Origin of the sequence: Variovorax sp. HJSM1_2 (genome assembly GCF_049316285.1) — a bacterium.
Taxonomy (GTDB): domain Bacteria; phylum Pseudomonadota; class Gammaproteobacteria; order Burkholderiales; family Burkholderiaceae_C; genus Rhodoferax_B.
This window is the reverse complement of sequence record NZ_JBMOXA010000006.1, coordinates 168,888-184,015: the sequence shown is the minus strand read 5'-3', so window position 1 is coordinate 184,015 and position 15,128 is coordinate 168,888. Positions and strand designations below refer to the sequence as shown.

15 protein-coding genes are annotated in these 15,128 nt (G+C 59.7%); 1 reads left to right on the top strand and 14 read right to left on the bottom strand.

Annotation, left to right across the window (positions count from 1 at the left end; genetic code table 11):
- Window positions 1-104: 104 nt before the first annotated feature.
- Entirely contained in the window at window positions 105-1,100 is a 996-nt protein-coding gene (locus ACFQ95_RS08955) for a Bug family tripartite tricarboxylate transporter substrate binding protein (RefSeq protein WP_422830502.1), read from the bottom strand.
- 44 nt (window positions 1,101-1,144) lie between these two features.
- A complete protein-coding gene (locus tag ACFQ95_RS08950; protein ID WP_422830501.1) occupies window positions 1,145-2,290 on the bottom strand; it encodes a mandelate racemase/muconate lactonizing enzyme family protein in 1,146 nt (381 codons plus the stop codon).
- A gap of 89 nt (window positions 2,291-2,379) precedes the next feature.
- Between ACFQ95_RS08950 and ACFQ95_RS08945 the strand changes: the two genes are divergently transcribed.
- On the top strand, window positions 2,380-3,291 hold the full coding sequence (locus ACFQ95_RS08945; protein ID WP_422830500.1) for a LysR family transcriptional regulator: 912 nt from the start codon (window positions 2,380-2,382) through the stop codon (window positions 3,289-3,291).
- Between the two features lie 123 nt (window positions 3,292-3,414).
- On the opposite strand, the gene ACFQ95_RS08940 is transcribed toward ACFQ95_RS08945, so the two are convergent.
- The 12 genes from ACFQ95_RS08940 to ACFQ95_RS08885 form a co-directional block, all read right to left on the bottom strand.
- Window positions 3,415-3,624 (bottom strand): hypothetical protein, encoded by a 210-nt coding sequence (locus tag ACFQ95_RS08940; RefSeq protein ID WP_422830499.1) that lies wholly within the window; start codon window positions 3,622-3,624, stop codon window positions 3,415-3,417.
- Between the two features lie 8 nt (window positions 3,625-3,632).
- Entirely contained in the window at window positions 3,633-4,046 is a 414-nt protein-coding gene (locus ACFQ95_RS08935; RefSeq protein ID WP_422830498.1) for a hypothetical protein, read from the bottom strand.
- Between the two features lie 244 nt (window positions 4,047-4,290).
- Window positions 4,291-4,794: a hypothetical protein gene (locus ACFQ95_RS08930; RefSeq protein WP_422830497.1), complete on the bottom strand. Its 504-nt coding sequence runs from the start codon at window positions 4,792-4,794 to the stop codon at window positions 4,291-4,293.
- A 587-nt stretch (window positions 4,795-5,381) separates the two neighbouring features.
- Window positions 5,382-5,777 carry a hypothetical protein gene (locus ACFQ95_RS08925; RefSeq protein WP_422830496.1) on the bottom strand — a complete coding sequence of 132 codons (396 nt, stop codon included), beginning with the start codon at window positions 5,775-5,777 and terminating at the stop codon, window positions 5,382-5,384.
- A 147-nt stretch (window positions 5,778-5,924) separates the two neighbouring features.
- Window positions 5,925-6,437 (bottom strand): hypothetical protein, encoded by a 513-nt coding sequence (locus ACFQ95_RS08920; RefSeq protein WP_422830495.1) that lies wholly within the window; start codon window positions 6,435-6,437, stop codon window positions 5,925-5,927.
- A gap of 588 nt (window positions 6,438-7,025) precedes the next feature.
- Window positions 7,026-7,439, bottom strand: a complete 414-nt coding sequence (locus ACFQ95_RS08915; protein WP_422830494.1) for a WapI family immunity protein — start codon at window positions 7,437-7,439, stop codon at window positions 7,026-7,028.
- 174 nt (window positions 7,440-7,613) lie between these two features.
- A complete protein-coding gene (locus ACFQ95_RS08910) occupies window positions 7,614-8,075 on the bottom strand; it encodes a GNAT family N-acetyltransferase (protein ID WP_422830493.1) in 462 nt (153 codons plus the stop codon).
- The gene (locus tag ACFQ95_RS08905) at window positions 8,075-8,863 is read right to left on the bottom strand and encodes an SDR family NAD(P)-dependent oxidoreductase (protein WP_422830492.1); all 789 of its coding nucleotides are present in this window, start codon (window positions 8,861-8,863) and stop codon (window positions 8,075-8,077) included. Before ACFQ95_RS08905 ends, ACFQ95_RS08910 begins: the two co-directional genes overlap by 1 nt.
- A 2-nt stretch (window positions 8,864-8,865) precedes the next feature.
- Window positions 8,866-9,504: a 2-dehydro-3-deoxy-6-phosphogalactonate aldolase gene (locus tag ACFQ95_RS08900; RefSeq protein ID WP_422830491.1), complete on the bottom strand. Its 639-nt coding sequence runs from the start codon at window positions 9,502-9,504 to the stop codon at window positions 8,866-8,868.
- Between the two features lie 18 nt (window positions 9,505-9,522).
- The gene (locus ACFQ95_RS08895) at window positions 9,523-10,452 is read right to left on the bottom strand and encodes a 2-dehydro-3-deoxygalactonokinase (RefSeq protein ID WP_422830490.1); all 930 of its coding nucleotides are present in this window, start codon (window positions 10,450-10,452) and stop codon (window positions 9,523-9,525) included.
- Complete coding sequence (locus ACFQ95_RS08890; RefSeq protein ID WP_422830489.1) at window positions 10,449-11,405, bottom strand: sugar kinase; 957 nt, start codon at window positions 11,403-11,405, stop codon at window positions 10,449-10,451. The genes ACFQ95_RS08895 and ACFQ95_RS08890 overlap by 4 nt, the downstream gene beginning before the upstream one ends.
- Before the next feature lie 173 nt (window positions 11,406-11,578).
- A complete protein-coding gene (locus ACFQ95_RS08885; RefSeq protein ID WP_422830488.1) occupies window positions 11,579-15,067 on the bottom strand; it encodes a response regulator in 3,489 nt (1,162 codons plus the stop codon).
- Between the last annotated feature and the right edge of the window lie 61 nt (window positions 15,068-15,128).

The window sequence follows — 15,128 nt, the reverse complement described above, 5'->3', positions numbered from 1 at the left end:
GTGAATCCAAGCTCCGTTGCGCACGCTTTGCACCGGGTGTTAGGCGCATGTACAACGGATGTTGGCGGGAACTGACGGCGTGAACCAACCAGCGAGGCCGGCTTCTATTCCGCCTGCAGGTTGGCGGCCTTTGCAAGCTGGGTCCACTGAGTGACTTCCTTGCGCACGAAGGCTGTGAAGTCAGCCGATGACATCCCCCCAGCTTGGTTGCCCGTGGACTCGAGCCTTTCTTTCACTTGTGGCTCCTGCAATGCGGCCACGACACCTTGCTGCAGCTTTTGTGCAATCTCGGGCGGCAGACCTGCCGGAGCGGACAGGCCGGTCCATGACACGGCCCTGAACCCGGCGAAGCCAGACTCGGCCACGGTGGGCACCTCTGGAAACAATGGGCTTCGTGTTTCGCTGGTGACCGCCAGAACTCGCAGCTTGCCGGCCTTGACGTATTGCGAAAGGGTGTCTGCCACCATGACCAGAATCGGCACCTGTCCACCGAGTACATCGGTAACCGCCGGGGCCGCGCCCTTGTATGGAATGTGGGTCAGGTCCAAGCCGGCCTTCTGCTTGAGCAGCTCAAACGCCAGTTGTCCAGAAGAGCCGTTGCCTGGACTTGCATAGTTGTATTTGCCAGGGTTCTGTTTGAGCAAGTCCAGCAACTGCGCAAAGGTCTTTGCCGGGAAACTGGTGTTGACAACGATGGCATTGGGACTGGATGAGATGTTTGTGATGTGGACGAAGTCCTTGACGGGGTCATAGGGCATGTTGGCAAACAAGCCGACGTTGGCGGCATGTGTGCCAACGCCTGAGACCACCAGGGTGTAGCCATCCGGTTTCGCTCGTGCGACAAAGGCCGAACCAATGTTTCCGCTCGCGCCCGCCTTGTTGTCTATGACCACGGCCTGTCCCAACGACTTCGTGAGGCTTTGGGCAATCAGTCGCGCGTTGACATCGGTGGTGCCGCCTGGCGGGAAAGGTACAACCAAGGTGATGGGGCGCTCAGGCCAAGGGGCGGCCGCGAATGCAGCGTTGCTGCCAAATACCAAGGCGGCGCTTGCCGCCAGCACGGAACGCCGGTTGATTCGATTTTCTTGTTCTGTTTGCATTCTTTTGTCTCCTTATCGATTTAGCAAATTTCAGATGTCGGCGGTCAAGGTAGATGCACCGTCCAACTTTCAACGGTCCAGGGATTGAGCATTTCGGGCTGAAGCTTGATGCCTAGGCCAGGTCCTTCAGGCAGGGCAACACAGCCATCTTTCTCCAGACGAAGTCCAAACAACTCCATCAAGGGATTTCCTGTTGGGTCCCATTCAACAAATGGGTAATTTGCCGGGCCACCGCCGCGCCGCGACGGCAACAAAGCGGCCATTTGCAGCGACGCATGGAAATTGATGCAGGTGCTGAATGCGTGTGGCATGACCGGAAGGTCATAGGCATCGGCCAAGCTCGCAACACGGTCGAATCCTGAGAAGCCGCCGCACACCGTCATGTCTGGCTGCACCATAGAGAGGGCGCCGGCCTGGAAGAACTCTCTAAAGCTGGCCAGGCTTCCCAGGGCTTCGCCACCTGCAACAGGCGTAGGGGTTGCGCGTGCCACGGCCTGGTAGCCGGCCAAGTCTTCGGGTTGCACAGGCTCTTCAATCCACAGCAAGTTGGCGTCTCGCATCGCTTGCGCCGACGTGCAGGCCGCGCCGCTTGTATAACCTTGGTTGATGTCGACCATCAGTCCCACATCGTGGCCGACCTGACGGCGAAGCTTCGTCACCATTTCGCCATCGGCAACCGGCGACAAGCCTGCGCGTGGTTTCACGGCTTTGAAGCCTTGCTCCAAATACGTGTCGACTTCAGCGCCATAGTGGCCGTAAGGTTCTTCAGCCTCTCGCATGAACGGGCCACTGGCATAGACGAACACACGGTCGCGCAGGGGGCCGCCCAGCAGGTCGACAACACGCACGTCAGCGGCCCGTGCGGCCGCATCGTGCAGCGCCATGTCAATCGCAGAAATAGCCATCATGGCGGGGCCGCGCCGGTCGTAGCCCAGCGTGCCCAACATGTCGTGGAAGATGCTGCGATACATCTCGGGCGAGCGTCCCAGCACCAGGCGGGCGAACTGATGCCGCACCAAAGCAGCCGCGGCCCAAGGTGAGGAGAAAACCTCACCCCATCCACAAACGCCCTGGTCGGTCTTGACGCGAAGGGCCAGGAAATCGCGATTACGCATGAACGTGCGCGCGTTGCCCAGCGCATGCTGGGGCTTGAAGCTCAGGTGGAACCCGTTGATTTCGATGACTTTCACGCAAACGTCCTTGCTTTGAACGCATGAGTTTCGAATCACCAGTACATATAGTCAAATATATACTTCCACTGAATTCATTTGATATTTGTATGAAAAAGCGCGAAATGGTTTTGGTCAGCGCATTGGCGCGCACGGGCTCCGTCACCCTTTCGGCCACTGCAGCCGGGATGTCTCAACCAGCGGCTAGCGCCATGCTTGCGCAACTTGAAGATCGTCTCGGCGTGGCGTTGTTCACGCGCAATCGACGGCGGCTTGAACTGACTGCGGAATGCCGTGCATTGATGCCCGAAATCAGCCATGCCCTGATCGCGCTGGAGTCTGTAGAGCGAGCGGCAGAAAGTATGGGGCGCGGCAAGCGTCGGCGCATTGTCATAGGTGCGGTTCCAGCGGCATCCACTGGCGTGCTTCCGCAGGCTGTGAAATCGCTGCTTCAAAAGCGTCCCGACACTGCCATCGTCGTCAAGGCGGGCACTGCGAACGAGGTTGTCGAAATGGCCGTTCAGGAGCGTATAGACCTAGGTCTTATCTACGGCTCAACGCTGCATGAACATGTCGCCTACAAAAATCTAGGGCCGCTGGCCCTGATGTGCGTTATGCCGCACGGGCACCCCTACGCAGAGTCCCCCGAGGTCACTGTGGCTCAACTCATCGCGGCCCCCTACATTTCGCACAGCCGGTACTTGCCGGTGGGTGCGCTCACCGCCCAGGCGATTGAATCCGCTGGCGGAGAGTTTTCGCCCTGTGTGGAAGTGATGCAGTTTTCGGCCGCGTGCGCCATGGTGGAGGCCGGCTGCGGCGTCGCCGTTCTTGAAAGCCTGGCTGCCCGTTATGCAGAGGGCCATGGACTGGTCGCAAGGCCCTTGATTGCAGAGAGTGGACTCGCGTTAAGAGCAGTTTGGTCATCCACCAAAGGGTTGAATGCCACGTCACTGGAACTTCTCGGATACCTCGAGTCGCTGATGAGTGCCCAGCCTGCGTATTCCGGCGCAACCGAGCACTGATGCCGGACTGCGTTGACCACAATGCCGGTGTTGAGCGGCGAAAACAAGCCATTCAGTTGTCCGCTGGGTCAGCCCCCGACCGTTCCGACGAGCGACTGCTCCCGGCAATAGGCGGATGGCTGCTCAATCCTTGAGACTCACACCCAAGGCTTCCAGCTTCTTGGCGTATGTATCCCGGCGTTTTGCCGCCTTTGCCGCTGCGTCAACGGCGGCTTGGATGGCCTTGGGCCCTTTTTTCGCAGCAGCCTTGATCAGCCCGGACTTGTGAGCGGCATCTGCCTCCGCCCGCTTGAAAGTGGCGATGATTTCCATATGGGCAAGAGATTGATTCATAGCTGCCCTTAAAGCTTGATGTTAGTGCGCAGCAAAGCTGTTTTTAATTCGCGGCTAGCTGGTTTTGAAACATCGATGCCCTGAACCGCCAGGTCAAACGGTGAGCCGGGTTTGATACTGGTTGGGAGTATCTTTTTTGTGGGATTCGTCGTGGGGTACTTGCCACCAGCAGCACACATACGAACGGACAGCCCGAATTCGTCGAGTACACCTTTTGCGTATAGCTCCGCCAAATGCTGAAACGACACGAATGTTGAGCATTTCACCTCTTTGACCCCTGGCTTGCGGATGCTACGTACGATCTCGAATTTGCCAAGAGAATCGCGTTGGGTGTTCGTAAAGGGATGCAGAAAAAACGTCTCGCGAGGCCCTCCCGTTTTGGACGCCAGCGTGTGCTCGACGGCGATATCAGTTAAGAGCATTTTGTTTTCCTTGTGATTCAATAAGCCGCAGCTTTCAAAGCCACAACGGTCTCCATCACGTCCCAAAGTTCCCGTTCGCGATTTTCAAACTAGGCAACGGGGAACCGATGATCCTTGAGAGGCAAAGTGTTCGACATGGGTCGTGCTTGACTTGCGGCACGGGACTTTAACTGAACGAACTGCAAATGGCCGACCCATATTGCAAGGTGATAGAGCGCTATGGGCCCACAGCAGACATCGCCAATCAGTCCAGCGGGGAATATGGAGCAAGGCGCCAGAGACGTTCAGGTACGGGCTGAAACGTCGGCAATATGAGATTGCCCCAAGGACTAAACAGGAATGCTGAATCCGCCCAGTCATGAATCCAGAAGACCAGGCGGAAGTCTCCCAACGTCGGAGGTACCTGATAACCCTCGTGCACTACTTCCGCCCCATCCGCAGACAGAAATGCCGGCTCCCAACCCTGCAGGCCGGTTACGGGGTTGCCGATGTCAGATGGCTCCAGCGTCCCGCGGTTGCCGGTGATCTGAAGCTCAAAAAGCGCGGCCTGCTGGAGGTCTGCGTCAAGATCTTCCCGCATCTCCTCACAACGCAGATCGACGTCTTCAGATGTGAGGTCACGAAAGAAGCCTTTGGCTTGCAACTCAGGGACCGAACGTCGCCAATCGTCTATGTCGCGCTCAATGAACCGCGAAATCCCTGCTTGATCCAGTCGAGGCAAATAGGCGTTGACGACGGTGATCTGCATATCTGAATGTCGGTTTTTGGCCGTATTCTGCCGCACTGGCAATGGCAGGCACGGGGCCGAAGCTGCACATGGCAAGAAAACAGAACCTACCGAGTTCGACCTCGAATGCTCTCTTGCATTTGCTCACTTAGCCGTTGGAAGTCCCGAATGAGCTGGTCACAAGGCTCTTTCTCTGCCTGACAGAGCGCGACCATTTCGACTGAGACGTTGCCCGTGGTGTCTTGTCGAATAGCTCTACGGACGACTGCAGGATGAGCCGGATGGTCCTGAGGCGTAAAGGACCAGACGGCAAAGACAGGAGAAGCTTCACTAACAATTGTCCAGCCATCGGGCTGTGTCACGGTGACCGTACTGCCGGGCTTGCTTTTCAGCGATTGCAGAGCCTCCGCGACGTTTGCATAACCAAGCTTTCCCGCAGCATTTGCCGATTCCTCAACTTTGGGAGCGGGCTGCGCGTAGCTGCTGACGGCAAGCACCGAAATGACTGCCCATAGACCAAACCTCATTGCATCATCCTAAACGTCCGCTATTGGCCGAATAGAGGAGCTTCTTAATTGAGTTCAAAGTAATCCAACGCTTAGCCAGCATTAGTTCACCTTTCGAATACGGGACACGACCAGAAAGCTTCCGGTCGTTACATCAGCGAATGTCATCTGCTCCCAAACCTCACCAGAGCCAAGTGGATTCTCATGCCGAATACCCGAAAGTCTCAGCACGCCTCTTTCAGCATTTGGGGGCTCAAATTCTGCCCTGACGTTTCTCCCGGACCTTCGGGTATGCAACATGAAATCGTTGAGCACTTTGTCTTGGTCCGAGAGCTTCAGCGTTAACTGAGACGATTGCTCCACAACGGTGACCGCATGCCCTTGGGAAATAACAGGATGCGGGACTCCCGCTTCGACCCTTAACCAACGCCATTCACTAGCTAAAACGCCGGGTAACCACAGAGCGGTCGCGAGGATGAATACCAAACTCTTCAACATACGACGTTCATCCCTGTACTCTAAAAGCCACTGAAATAAATTTCTGGAATCATAGAGGTCTGCTTTTAGGCGAACTAAGCGGCATCCGTGACAGACCGCTCCTGGGCGCACCCGGCCTTCGGCTAACCGCGATCTACGTAGAAGAATTCACGTCGGGCACTTCACTTCACCTGATAACAGTTTTTGTACCAATTTAAATGTATTCGACATAGGCGCAACCCCCGCTTGACCTTGCACCTCAACACGACCTCCGCTACCACTCGGAAAAACTACAACATCGTGATTGAGTAAACCACCCCAAAACGATCCCGTCCCAGTCCGCTCTCCAAACTGAATATTAAAAATTTCGAGTTTGGCCATGTCTAACGACTTGTCATAAGAGTAAGCGGCTCCAATCCCATTGCCTACACCATTTAGTACTGGTGGCTTGCTTGTGAAACATTGACTCAAAATTGCACCAGCTTGTTGAGGTTGAAGAGGGGTATCGAAGACAAAGCCGCCAGGAGGCACGGTCGCACAACCAGCAATCGATGAAAGGGCCAATAAGATCGTAAAAGTTTTTCCAGGGATCATTTGTGAATATTTCTCTTTAGATTTATGACCACAGCCAATAGTTAGCAAGCTCCAACCCATAGCGCGATTTGCGTTTTTAGCGATCAACTTGATACCGTTCGATATTCTTACTTGTCACCCGGATACCACTTTGGTCGACAAATGGAGCCAGAAACGGCTTCCTTACACTTTTCCTCGCACAAAGAAGGATTCAAGTTACGACGAGTCAGTGAAAGCTGTATTTCGTTGCGGATTCCATCCGCCTGCCTACCCTGAAAGGCACGACTTCGCCATTGGCCACAAATTTCGGCCAAAGTTAGGGAGTCGTAATAGGCCTCAACATCCTTCTTTGGAGCGTCACTGGTCCATCCGGGGCTCCCCTTCGCTCCAAAGGTATACGACCCGTCAGAGTTCGTAGAGCATCCTTGCGAGATTGCGAGGATCACAAGAAATGCTGAGAATTTTAAAAACTTCTGTAACTTCATCTGTCAAATCCGAGTAAAAATTAATTAATGGCGCGCATCCCATCATTGCCCCAGCAATCCCCAGACCGACTATTTCAAACCGGAGTGCCCAGGCTGATCCTATTTTCGACAAAATATGAAGGTGAGCTCGCTATGTGCTTTGACGCTGATAGGCGATTGAGCCACATGTAAGCTAGCGGGAGTTAGTTAGTCGACAGGCCGCTTCAGGTCGCTAGGAGCTAGCGCCACCTAACTCAAGTATCAAAGATTCAACACTGCTCTTAAGGGCGGGCAAATAGCTTTGGTCAAGCTCGAACGAGCCAGACAGCTTTGTTGACCCATTGCCAGTGCTTTCATTTTCGAAGACGTATGACCCTTCAATTTGCCCAAGGGGTTGCATGCTCAGCGTTACATCGACTCCAGGTTCATGACTCACCAACTGTGCGGAATTCGACTTGCCAATATTGGCATCCATATGTTCAAGCTCAGTCTTAAAACGAACCAAGTCGTTGAGCTGCAGCCAAGCATCGAAGTTTCCAGTGAAAACATCTGCCTTCGTCGTGACATGTATACGCACCCAATCCTCATCATCGACAGCGCGAAGAGGGTCAAGGTTTACTGAAAATGAGTTCGTGAAGAGCTTCATTGCTTGAGGTGTCTTAGACGTGTATGAGTAGCGAAGGTCTGGTCTTGGCCGACAGCCATCATTCGGAAATACCAAGCAATTGGGAATATCAAAATCTGAAAGTGTCCCGAAAGCATTTTCAGAGACCACATTCCTGTTGTTGGCAGGGCTGAAATCATGTCGCAGCCCAGGAGCTCAGGCAGCCGGTGGGGTCCAGTTGTAGGTCAGGAAAATCTCATCGCGCTGCCAGCCGCAGCTTTCATATAGCGCCTGCGCGCGGCTGTTGGTGCGGGCGGTGGTGAGGTCCATGCGGGCCGAGCCTGCGGCCTCGGCAAAGTCTTGCGCGGCCTGCATCAGGGCGCGGCCTGTGCCGCTGCTGCGTGCTGGTTTGGCGACAAACAGGTCGTACAAAACATGGATGGGCGCGGCCGCCACCGAGCAGAAGCTCGGGTACAGCTGGCAAAAGCCCAGGGCTTGGCCCTTGCTGTCTTCGGCCAGCAGCACGGTGGATTCGCCGGCGCGCATGCGTTCGGCTATGAAGGCCGTGGCCAGCGCCAGGTCGGCTGGCTGCTGGTAGAACTGGCGGTAGGCGTCGAACAGCGGGGCAATGTTGTCCAGGTCCGCCAGGCGCGCCTGGCGCACGGTCACGCCTTGCATCAAACCGGAACCGTGTAGTTCAGTGTCATGCGGCCACCGTCCACGGTGACGATTTCGCCGGTGACGTAGCTGGCGGCATCGCTGGCCAGCCAGGCCACCACGTCGGCGATTTCGCTGGGCTCGCCCAGGCGCTTCATGGGGGTGCGGCTGAGGATGCGGTTCTTCGCGTCTGCACTGGTCAGCACCGCCTTGGCGGCCAGTTCGGTGGCAATCGTGCCGGGCGCCACGGCGTTCACACGTATGCCTTTGTCGGCCAGGGCCAGGGCCATCACGCGCGTGAGCTGGTTCACGCCGCCTTTGCTGACGTTGTAGCTGGCGATGTTGGGTATCGCCAGCACGCCGTTGACCGAACTCATGTTGATGATGCTGCCCTGGGTACGGCTCTCGGCCATGACACGTGCCACCGCCTGGCCCACCAGGAACGAGCCCTTGATGTTGACGCGGATCACGGCATCAAAGTCGGCTTCGCTCACCTCCAGAAAGTCGGCTGCGCGAAAGATGCCGGCGTTGTTCACCAACACGTCGATGCCGCCATAGGTGGCCACGGCTTGCGCCACCAGGCCGTCGACCTGCGACTTGTCGCCCACATCGCAGCGCACATACAGGCCGCCGAGTTGGCTGGCGAGTGCCTGGCCGGGTTCGTCCAGCACATCGGCCAACACCACCTTGGCACCTTCGCGCGCAAAACGTTCGGCGCAGGCCGCGCCTATGCCCTGGGCCGCGCCGGTGACGATGACGGTTTTACCGCCGAGGTCGAGATTGATTTTGGTGTTGACTAATGATTTCATGCTCAAGTGCTTATAGAGCCTGCGTAAGCTGCTATGAATTCGGATGCGGATTCACGCACGGCGGTGGCAGATTTTCCGGGTTTGTAAAGCGCCGATCCTATGCCAAATCCATGCGCACCAGCGGCGCGCCAGGTGGCCATATTGCCCGGCGTGATGCCGCCCACGGGCAGCATCAAGGTGCCCTTGGGCAATACCGCCAGCATGGCCTTCAGCGCAGCCGGCGAGGCCAGCTCGGCCGGGAACAGTTTGAGCCCGGTGGCACCCGCATCCAGCGCACCAAAGGCTTCGCTGGGGGTGACGATGCCTGGCAGGCACACCAGCCCCAGGCGGGCGGCTTCGCGCACCACTTCGGCATTGAAGTTTGGCGAGACTATGAGTTGACCGCCGGCGGCATGAACGTCGCGCACCTGGGCTGGCGTGAGCACGGTGCCGGCGCCAACCAGCGCCTCGGGGTGCTGTTTGGCCAGCAGCGCAATACTCGTCAAGGGGTCGGGCGAGTTCAGTGGCACTTCGAGCAGGCCAAAACCGGCGCCGGTGAGCGCCGCACCTACGTCCGGTGCCTCGGCTGGTGTCAAGCCGCGCAGAATGGCCACCAAGGGCATGCGCGCAAACTGGGTGGAGAATTTTTCTAGGGGGGACATGCTGGAGATCCTGTTCAGTTAAGCGTTGACCTTGGCGGCCAGGGCGGCGAGTCCGCGCCAGGTGGCCTCGGACCCAAAGGTCTGGCAGCGCAGGCCGAGTTCATGCAGCGCCAGGCTGTAGCGTTGGTTGAGACCGGGCGAGCCCACGAGCACCACCTCGGCCACCGGGCCTATGGTCTGGGCGCGCAGTTCTTCACCTATCACCAGGCCCGACAAATAACTGGCCAGCGGTCCGGCCTGCATGCGGCCAAACAAGGACAGGGTGCGCGCGCTGAAGGCGTGGTGCAGCAAGCCTGCCGGGCCCTGTGCATTGGCCACGCCGCGCGCGAAGGCGGCTTCGTCAAACGGCGCATCGGTGGCGATGGTTTTGGCCAGTATGGTGTGTTGGCTCAGCGCCGCGAACACCTCGCCGGTCATGAAGGACTTGAAGCTGGTGATGCGGCCGTCCTGCACCACGGCCCATTTGCTGTGCGTGCCGGGCAGCACAAACAAGCCGTTTTGCCAGCCGCTGAGCTGCATGGCGCCGAAGATCTGTACCTCTTCGCCGCGCATCACATCCGGCACGCCGGCTTCTTCGCTGCTCATGCCGGGCACGATGGCGATGCGGTGGCCCTTGGGGTTTAACGCCCCCTGGGGCAGCCAGGCCAGTTGGCCGGCCAGTTCGTCAAACCCGGCGGGGCAGGCGCAGTAGGGCGCTTCCACCCAGCCCTGGCGGCTGCCGGCCATGCCGGAGATCAGGCAGAGTGTGCCTTCGGTGCTCATCCAGTCGCCGAACAGGGCTTCAAAAACCGAGGCGAATTCGCTAGGCGGCACGGTCATGATGCCGCGTGCAAAAGCACGTTCTTCGAGGGCCCGGCCTTGGGCGTCGAGTCGCGCGCCGCGCAGCGATGAGGTGCCCCAGTCGACGGCGATCACAGAGGTGGCGTGGTGGTTCTCGTGCTGGCTCACAACATGGCCTCCACCTGGGCCGGGCGTGGCAGCGGCGCCACGGCGCCAAAGCCTTGCACGGCGATCGCGGCGGCAGCGTTGGCGTAACGCGCGGCTTGCACCACGTCCACACCCTTGGCCAGCTGCGCCAGCAGGTTGCCGCAGAAGCAGTCGCCCGCGCCCGTGGCGTCGACCAGCTGGACCTTGTGGCCGGGAATGCGTTCGCGCCGGTTGTCGGCACCCAGGCCTTGGCTGATCAGCACACCGTCGGCGCCGAGCTTGAGCACCACGATGGGCGCGCCCTGGGCGTGGCCCCAGTCGGCCACGGCATCGGGCAGGGCTTGGACGCTGAGGTGACCCAGGTCGCACAGCGTGACCATGTCGTCCAGGCTGGGCAAAAACACATCGCACAGCGCTACGGCTTGGGCGATACAGGCGCGGGCACGGTCCAGCGGCCAGAGTTTGAGGCGCAGATTGGAGTCGAACGACACCAGCGTGCCTGCGGCCTTGGCCAGGCGCATGGCGGCAAACGAAGTGTCGCAAGCGCTGGGCGAGATCGCCAGGGAGATGCCGGAGAGGTGCAGCACGCGGGCCTGGGCAATGGTCTCTGCAACCGTGCCGTCCAGCCATTGCGGCGTCATCACACTCGCGGCCGAGCCGGCACGCAGGTAGCTGAACTCGTGGCCCTGAGGGCCGTGGGTGACGAAGTAGATGCCGGTGGGGTGCGTGTTGTCGCTGGTGACGGCGCGCGTGTCCACGTCTTCACCGGCCCACAGGTCGAGCAGGGCGCGGCCAAAGGTGTCGGCACCAACACGTGTGAGGTAGGCCGATTTGGCGCCGGCGCGGGCGGCGGCTATGGCCGCGTTGCTGGTGTCTCCTCCAAAGCCTTGCAGATACTGCGGCTGACCCGGGTGGGTTTGGTTGAATTCAAGCATGGCTTCGCCAAGGGCGGCCACGTCTATTGATTTGTTCATGGACTGAAATGGTGGTTGAGCATGAATTGGGCAAACCCAATGCTATTACACCCGGACCGCCTCCCGCGCGTGGAGCGCCAAAGGCCGCCATCTTTTTCTTGCGGCCATGCGTGTAAGCGTGGCGGCCTGGTCGGTCCAGGCCTCTCTCCGGGCATCGCGCTGCGGTACCGCCGTCATCTAATCGCGCCATCGGCCGGTGCGCCGTCCCGCGGCGGCAACCAGCGCAGCAGGGTCGCGTACAGCAGCTCAGGGTTCACTGGCTTGGCGACGTGGTCGTTCATGCCTGCATCCAGGCAGGCTTGGCGGTCGTCGAGGAAGGCATTCGCCGTCATGGCGATGATGGGTAACACCTGGTCCGCTTGGCCCAGACTGCTGCGGATGGCGCGTGTGGCCTCCATGCCGTCCATCAACGGCATCTGCACGTCCATCAGCACCACATCGTAGGGTCTGGAGAGCGCCATTTCGACGGCCTGCTGGCCATCTTCTGCGGTCTCGACCACCAAGCCGGCCATCTGCAGCAGATCCTGTGCGAGTTCGCGGTTTACCGGGTTGTCTTCGGCCAGCAGGATGCGCTGGCCGGTATGCCGTTGCTGCAGTGTGAGCTCGGTGCTGGAGGCTTGGGAAGCCGGCGCCAGTTCGGCCAGGGGTTGCTTGCGTAGCAGCAGCATGAGCTGGTCCAGCAGTGCCGAGGCTTCTATGGGCTTGAGCATCACGGCGTCAAACCTTGCCTCGCGCGCCCGGCGCACCAGTGCATCCTGGTCGAATGCCGTGATCAGAATGCTCGGAGGCATACCATCTCCCACGCGCTCGCGCAGAAGCTTCAAGGTCTCGATGCCGTCCATGGGCTCCATGCGCCAGTCGATCAGGAACACGTCGTAGGCGCGGCCTGCCGCCAGTTCGGACAACACGCGTTGCACGGCCTCGGCGCCGCTGCCGCAGGCATCGACCTTGAGCCCCATCTGGCGCAGGCGATCCCCGATCACGGCCTGGGCTTCTGGCAGATCGTCGACCAGCAGCGCGCGCAGCCCGGCCAGACTGACAGGCGCCGGCGCGTAGTTCTGCGCCTGTGCCACGCGCGTGAGCGTGACGGTGAACCAGAACATGCTGCCTGAGCCCACCACGCTTTGCACACCGGCGTCGCCGCCCATGGAGCGCGCCAACTGGCGTGACAAGGCCAGCCCCAGGCCGGTGCCGCCATGGCGCCGTGAAGAAGAGTTGTCGCCTTGCTCGAAGGCGTTGAACAGCAGGCGCTGGCGTTCCTCGTCAATACCCGGCCCGGTGTCCTGCACCTCAAAGCGCAGTTGCACGCGTTGTCCTTCTTCTGCGAGCAGTTCCCCCCGCAGGCGCACCCATCCGCGCTCGGTGAACTTGACGGCGTTGGCCAGCAGGTTGATCAGGATCTGCGACAGCCGCGTCGGGTCGCCGCGCACTCGGTGCGGCAGATGGTCCTGGTCTAGGATCATTTCCAGACCCTTGTCGCGGCCCTGCGCAGCCACCAGTTCGGTTGCGTCGCTCAACAATTCATCGAGCGAGAACTCCCTGTCGTCCAAGGTGAGTTTGCCGGCCTCGATCTTGGAGATGTCGAGGATGTCGTTGATGATCTGCAGCAGGTGCTGGGCGGCGTTGCTGACCTTGTCGAGCCGGTCGCGCTGCATCGCGTCGCGGGTCTCGCGCGTCATCAAATGGGTCAGCCCGATGATGGCGTTCATGGGGGTGCGGATTTCATGGCTCATGTTTGCCAGAAAGGCCGATTTGGCGCGGCTGGCCGCGTCGGATTCGAGCCGCGCCTGCTCCAGCGCGGCATTGCTTTCCCTGAGTTCCAGCGTGCGTTCCTGCACGCGCCGCTCCAAGGTCAGCGCCATGCTGCGCAGTTCGTCGGTTGCGGCCTTGCGCTCGGTGATGTCGGTCGAGACGCCGAGCAGAATGGTGGATTTGCCGTCTAGCGCCAGGATGGGGCGTTTGACGGTGGAGACCCAGCGTGTTTCTCCCTCGGCGTTGCGCACGCGCTGCTCGGCGATCACCAGTTCCTCGCCGCTGGCGATCACCTGCTGGTCGGTTTCCTGGAACTGGCGCACCAGTTCTTTGTCGGGGTTGAATTCGGATTCGGTGCGGCCAACGATTTCTTCGACCTTGAGCCCATACGCCTCGGCCATGGCCGCGTTGGCCAAGACAAAGCGGCCGCTGAAATCCTTGGCGAAGATGCGGTTGCGGTTCAGGTCGATCACGCGGCGCAGGAACGACTGCTGCACCTCCAGCTCGGCCGTACGTGCGAGCACGCGGTCTTCGAGCTCAGCGTTCAGCCGCTGCAAACGGTCCTCGGCCTCGCCACGCGCCAGCACTTCCTGGCGAATATTGCGGAACAGCCGTATGAAAACCCCAGACAACAGTGCCAGCGTGGCAATCAGCACGCCCAGCATCCAATGCCGCTGTGATTGCGCGCGCTGCAAGCGCAGGTTCAACAGAGTCTCTTCGGCCTGGTCCATCTGCTCGATGACGTCCTGCGTTTTCGCCATCAGGCGTTCGCTGGCTTCCGTACGCAGCGCGCGCTGCGCGGCAGGACCGCCTTCATGCAGGAAGACCTGGGCCACCGTGTCCAGCGCTTTGAGTCGACGTTCTGTCAAATCCGCCAGTTGCCGGTGTTGCTGCAGCTGCGCGGGGTTGTCTTTGATCAAGCCCGCCAAAGTGTCCAGGTGTTCGCGTGCGGCTTTCGCGCCGCTATGAAAATCTTCAGCAAACTGACTGTCATTGGTCAGCATCTGATTGCGCCGCGCCAGTTCGGCTGCGGCCAGGGCGCTGTAGACGCGGCTCAGTTCAGCGCGGACCTCTTGCGTGTGGGCGACGAGCTGCGCGGTTTCGGCAAAGTTTTCGTTCGCACGGAAGGTCAGTCCGCCGCCGACCAGCACGAACAGCGCGGCCGGAATGAAACCACCCAACACCAGGTTTTCGAGCCGGCTGCGCGTGCGTGTATGGGCGTTCGTGCGCGCGCCCCGGCTCCAGAGGTAAATGACGCTGCCCAGCAGGATGAAGCACAAGGCGGTGTGCACGGCCACTGGCGGAATCATGCGGTCGGTGACGATTTCACTGATGTTCCACAGATAGCCCAGGAAGGACACCAAGCCTATGGCGACCGACACCGCCGATGCACCGCGCCCCAGCAGAGACAGACCACGGTAGGGGAGTGCCATGAGCGCGCTGCCGAGCAAGACAAACGCGACAGCACTGTAGGGTGACATGCGGCCGCGCGCGGTATTGAAGGCCGCTGCGCTATCTTTGAAAAGCCATTCATCCAGGCCCGGGTTCCAGTCAAAGGCGTACTCCGCCAATGTGAGCAAACCGAGTATGGCAACCGCAGCCGACAGCACTGCCGCCAAGGGGCTGCGCTGGGCGGCGGCCCGGCCTTCGCGGTTCGCGCTGCGGCGCAGTGTCATGAGTGCCAGTGCCGCAGCGCTGGCCACCAGGCCCAGCGCCGTATTGGCCTTCATCTCTACCGCACCGGGAATCACGCTGCGCAACAGCGGCAGCCCAAAGGCCCAGCCGTAAAGAACGGCCAGGCCCAGCAGCGTGACCAATAAACAGACGATTCTTGTTAAACCATATGGCTTGCTGATGTCGGACGGTGGCGCAAGGCTGCTCAAGGTGGCTGCGGATTCCGTTTGCGGCATGCGGAAGGCCCTCCCCGGGGGTTGGTGTGCCAACCGAGTAGAGCACTATTTTCGCCAATAC

Bases quoted from the DNA above. Each gene is read 5' to 3' on its own strand.
- ACFQ95_RS08930 (WP_422830497.1), bottom strand. From the start codon at position 4,794: ATGCAGATCACCGTCGTCAACGCCTATTTGCCTCGACTGGATCAAGCA.
- ACFQ95_RS08925 (WP_422830496.1), bottom strand. From the start codon at position 5,777: ATGTTGAAGAGTTTGGTATTCATCCTCGCGACCGCTCTGTGGTTACCC.
- ACFQ95_RS08940 (WP_422830499.1), bottom strand. From the start codon at position 3,624: ATGAATCAATCTCTTGCCCATATGGAAATCATCGCCACTTTCAAGCGG.
- ACFQ95_RS08900 (WP_422830491.1), bottom strand. From the start codon at position 9,504: ATGTCCCCCCTAGAAAAATTCTCCACCCAGTTTGCGCGCATGCCCTTG.
- ACFQ95_RS08955 (WP_422830502.1), bottom strand. From the start codon at position 1,100: ATGCAAACAGAACAAGAAAATCGAATCAACCGGCGTTCCGTGCTGGCG.
- ACFQ95_RS08910 (WP_422830493.1), bottom strand. From the start codon at position 8,075: ATGCAAGGCGTGACCGTGCGCCAGGCGCGCCTGGCGGACCTGGACAAC.
- ACFQ95_RS08905 (WP_422830492.1), bottom strand. From the start codon at position 8,863: ATGAAATCATTAGTCAACACCAAAATCAATCTCGACCTCGGCGGTAAA.
- ACFQ95_RS08935 (WP_422830498.1), bottom strand. From the start codon at position 4,046: ATGCTCTTAACTGATATCGCCGTCGAGCACACGCTGGCGTCCAAAACG.
- ACFQ95_RS08945 (WP_422830500.1), top strand. From the start codon at position 2,380: ATGAAAAAGCGCGAAATGGTTTTGGTCAGCGCATTGGCGCGCACGGGC.
- ACFQ95_RS08890 (WP_422830489.1), bottom strand. From the start codon at position 11,405: ATGAACAAATCAATAGACGTGGCCGCCCTTGGCGAAGCCATGCTTGAA.
- ACFQ95_RS08885 (WP_422830488.1), bottom strand. From the start codon at position 15,067: ATGCCGCAAACGGAATCCGCAGCCACCTTGAGCAGCCTTGCGCCACCG.
- ACFQ95_RS08915 (WP_422830494.1), bottom strand. From the start codon at position 7,439: ATGAAGCTCTTCACGAACTCATTTTCAGTAAACCTTGACCCTCTTCGC.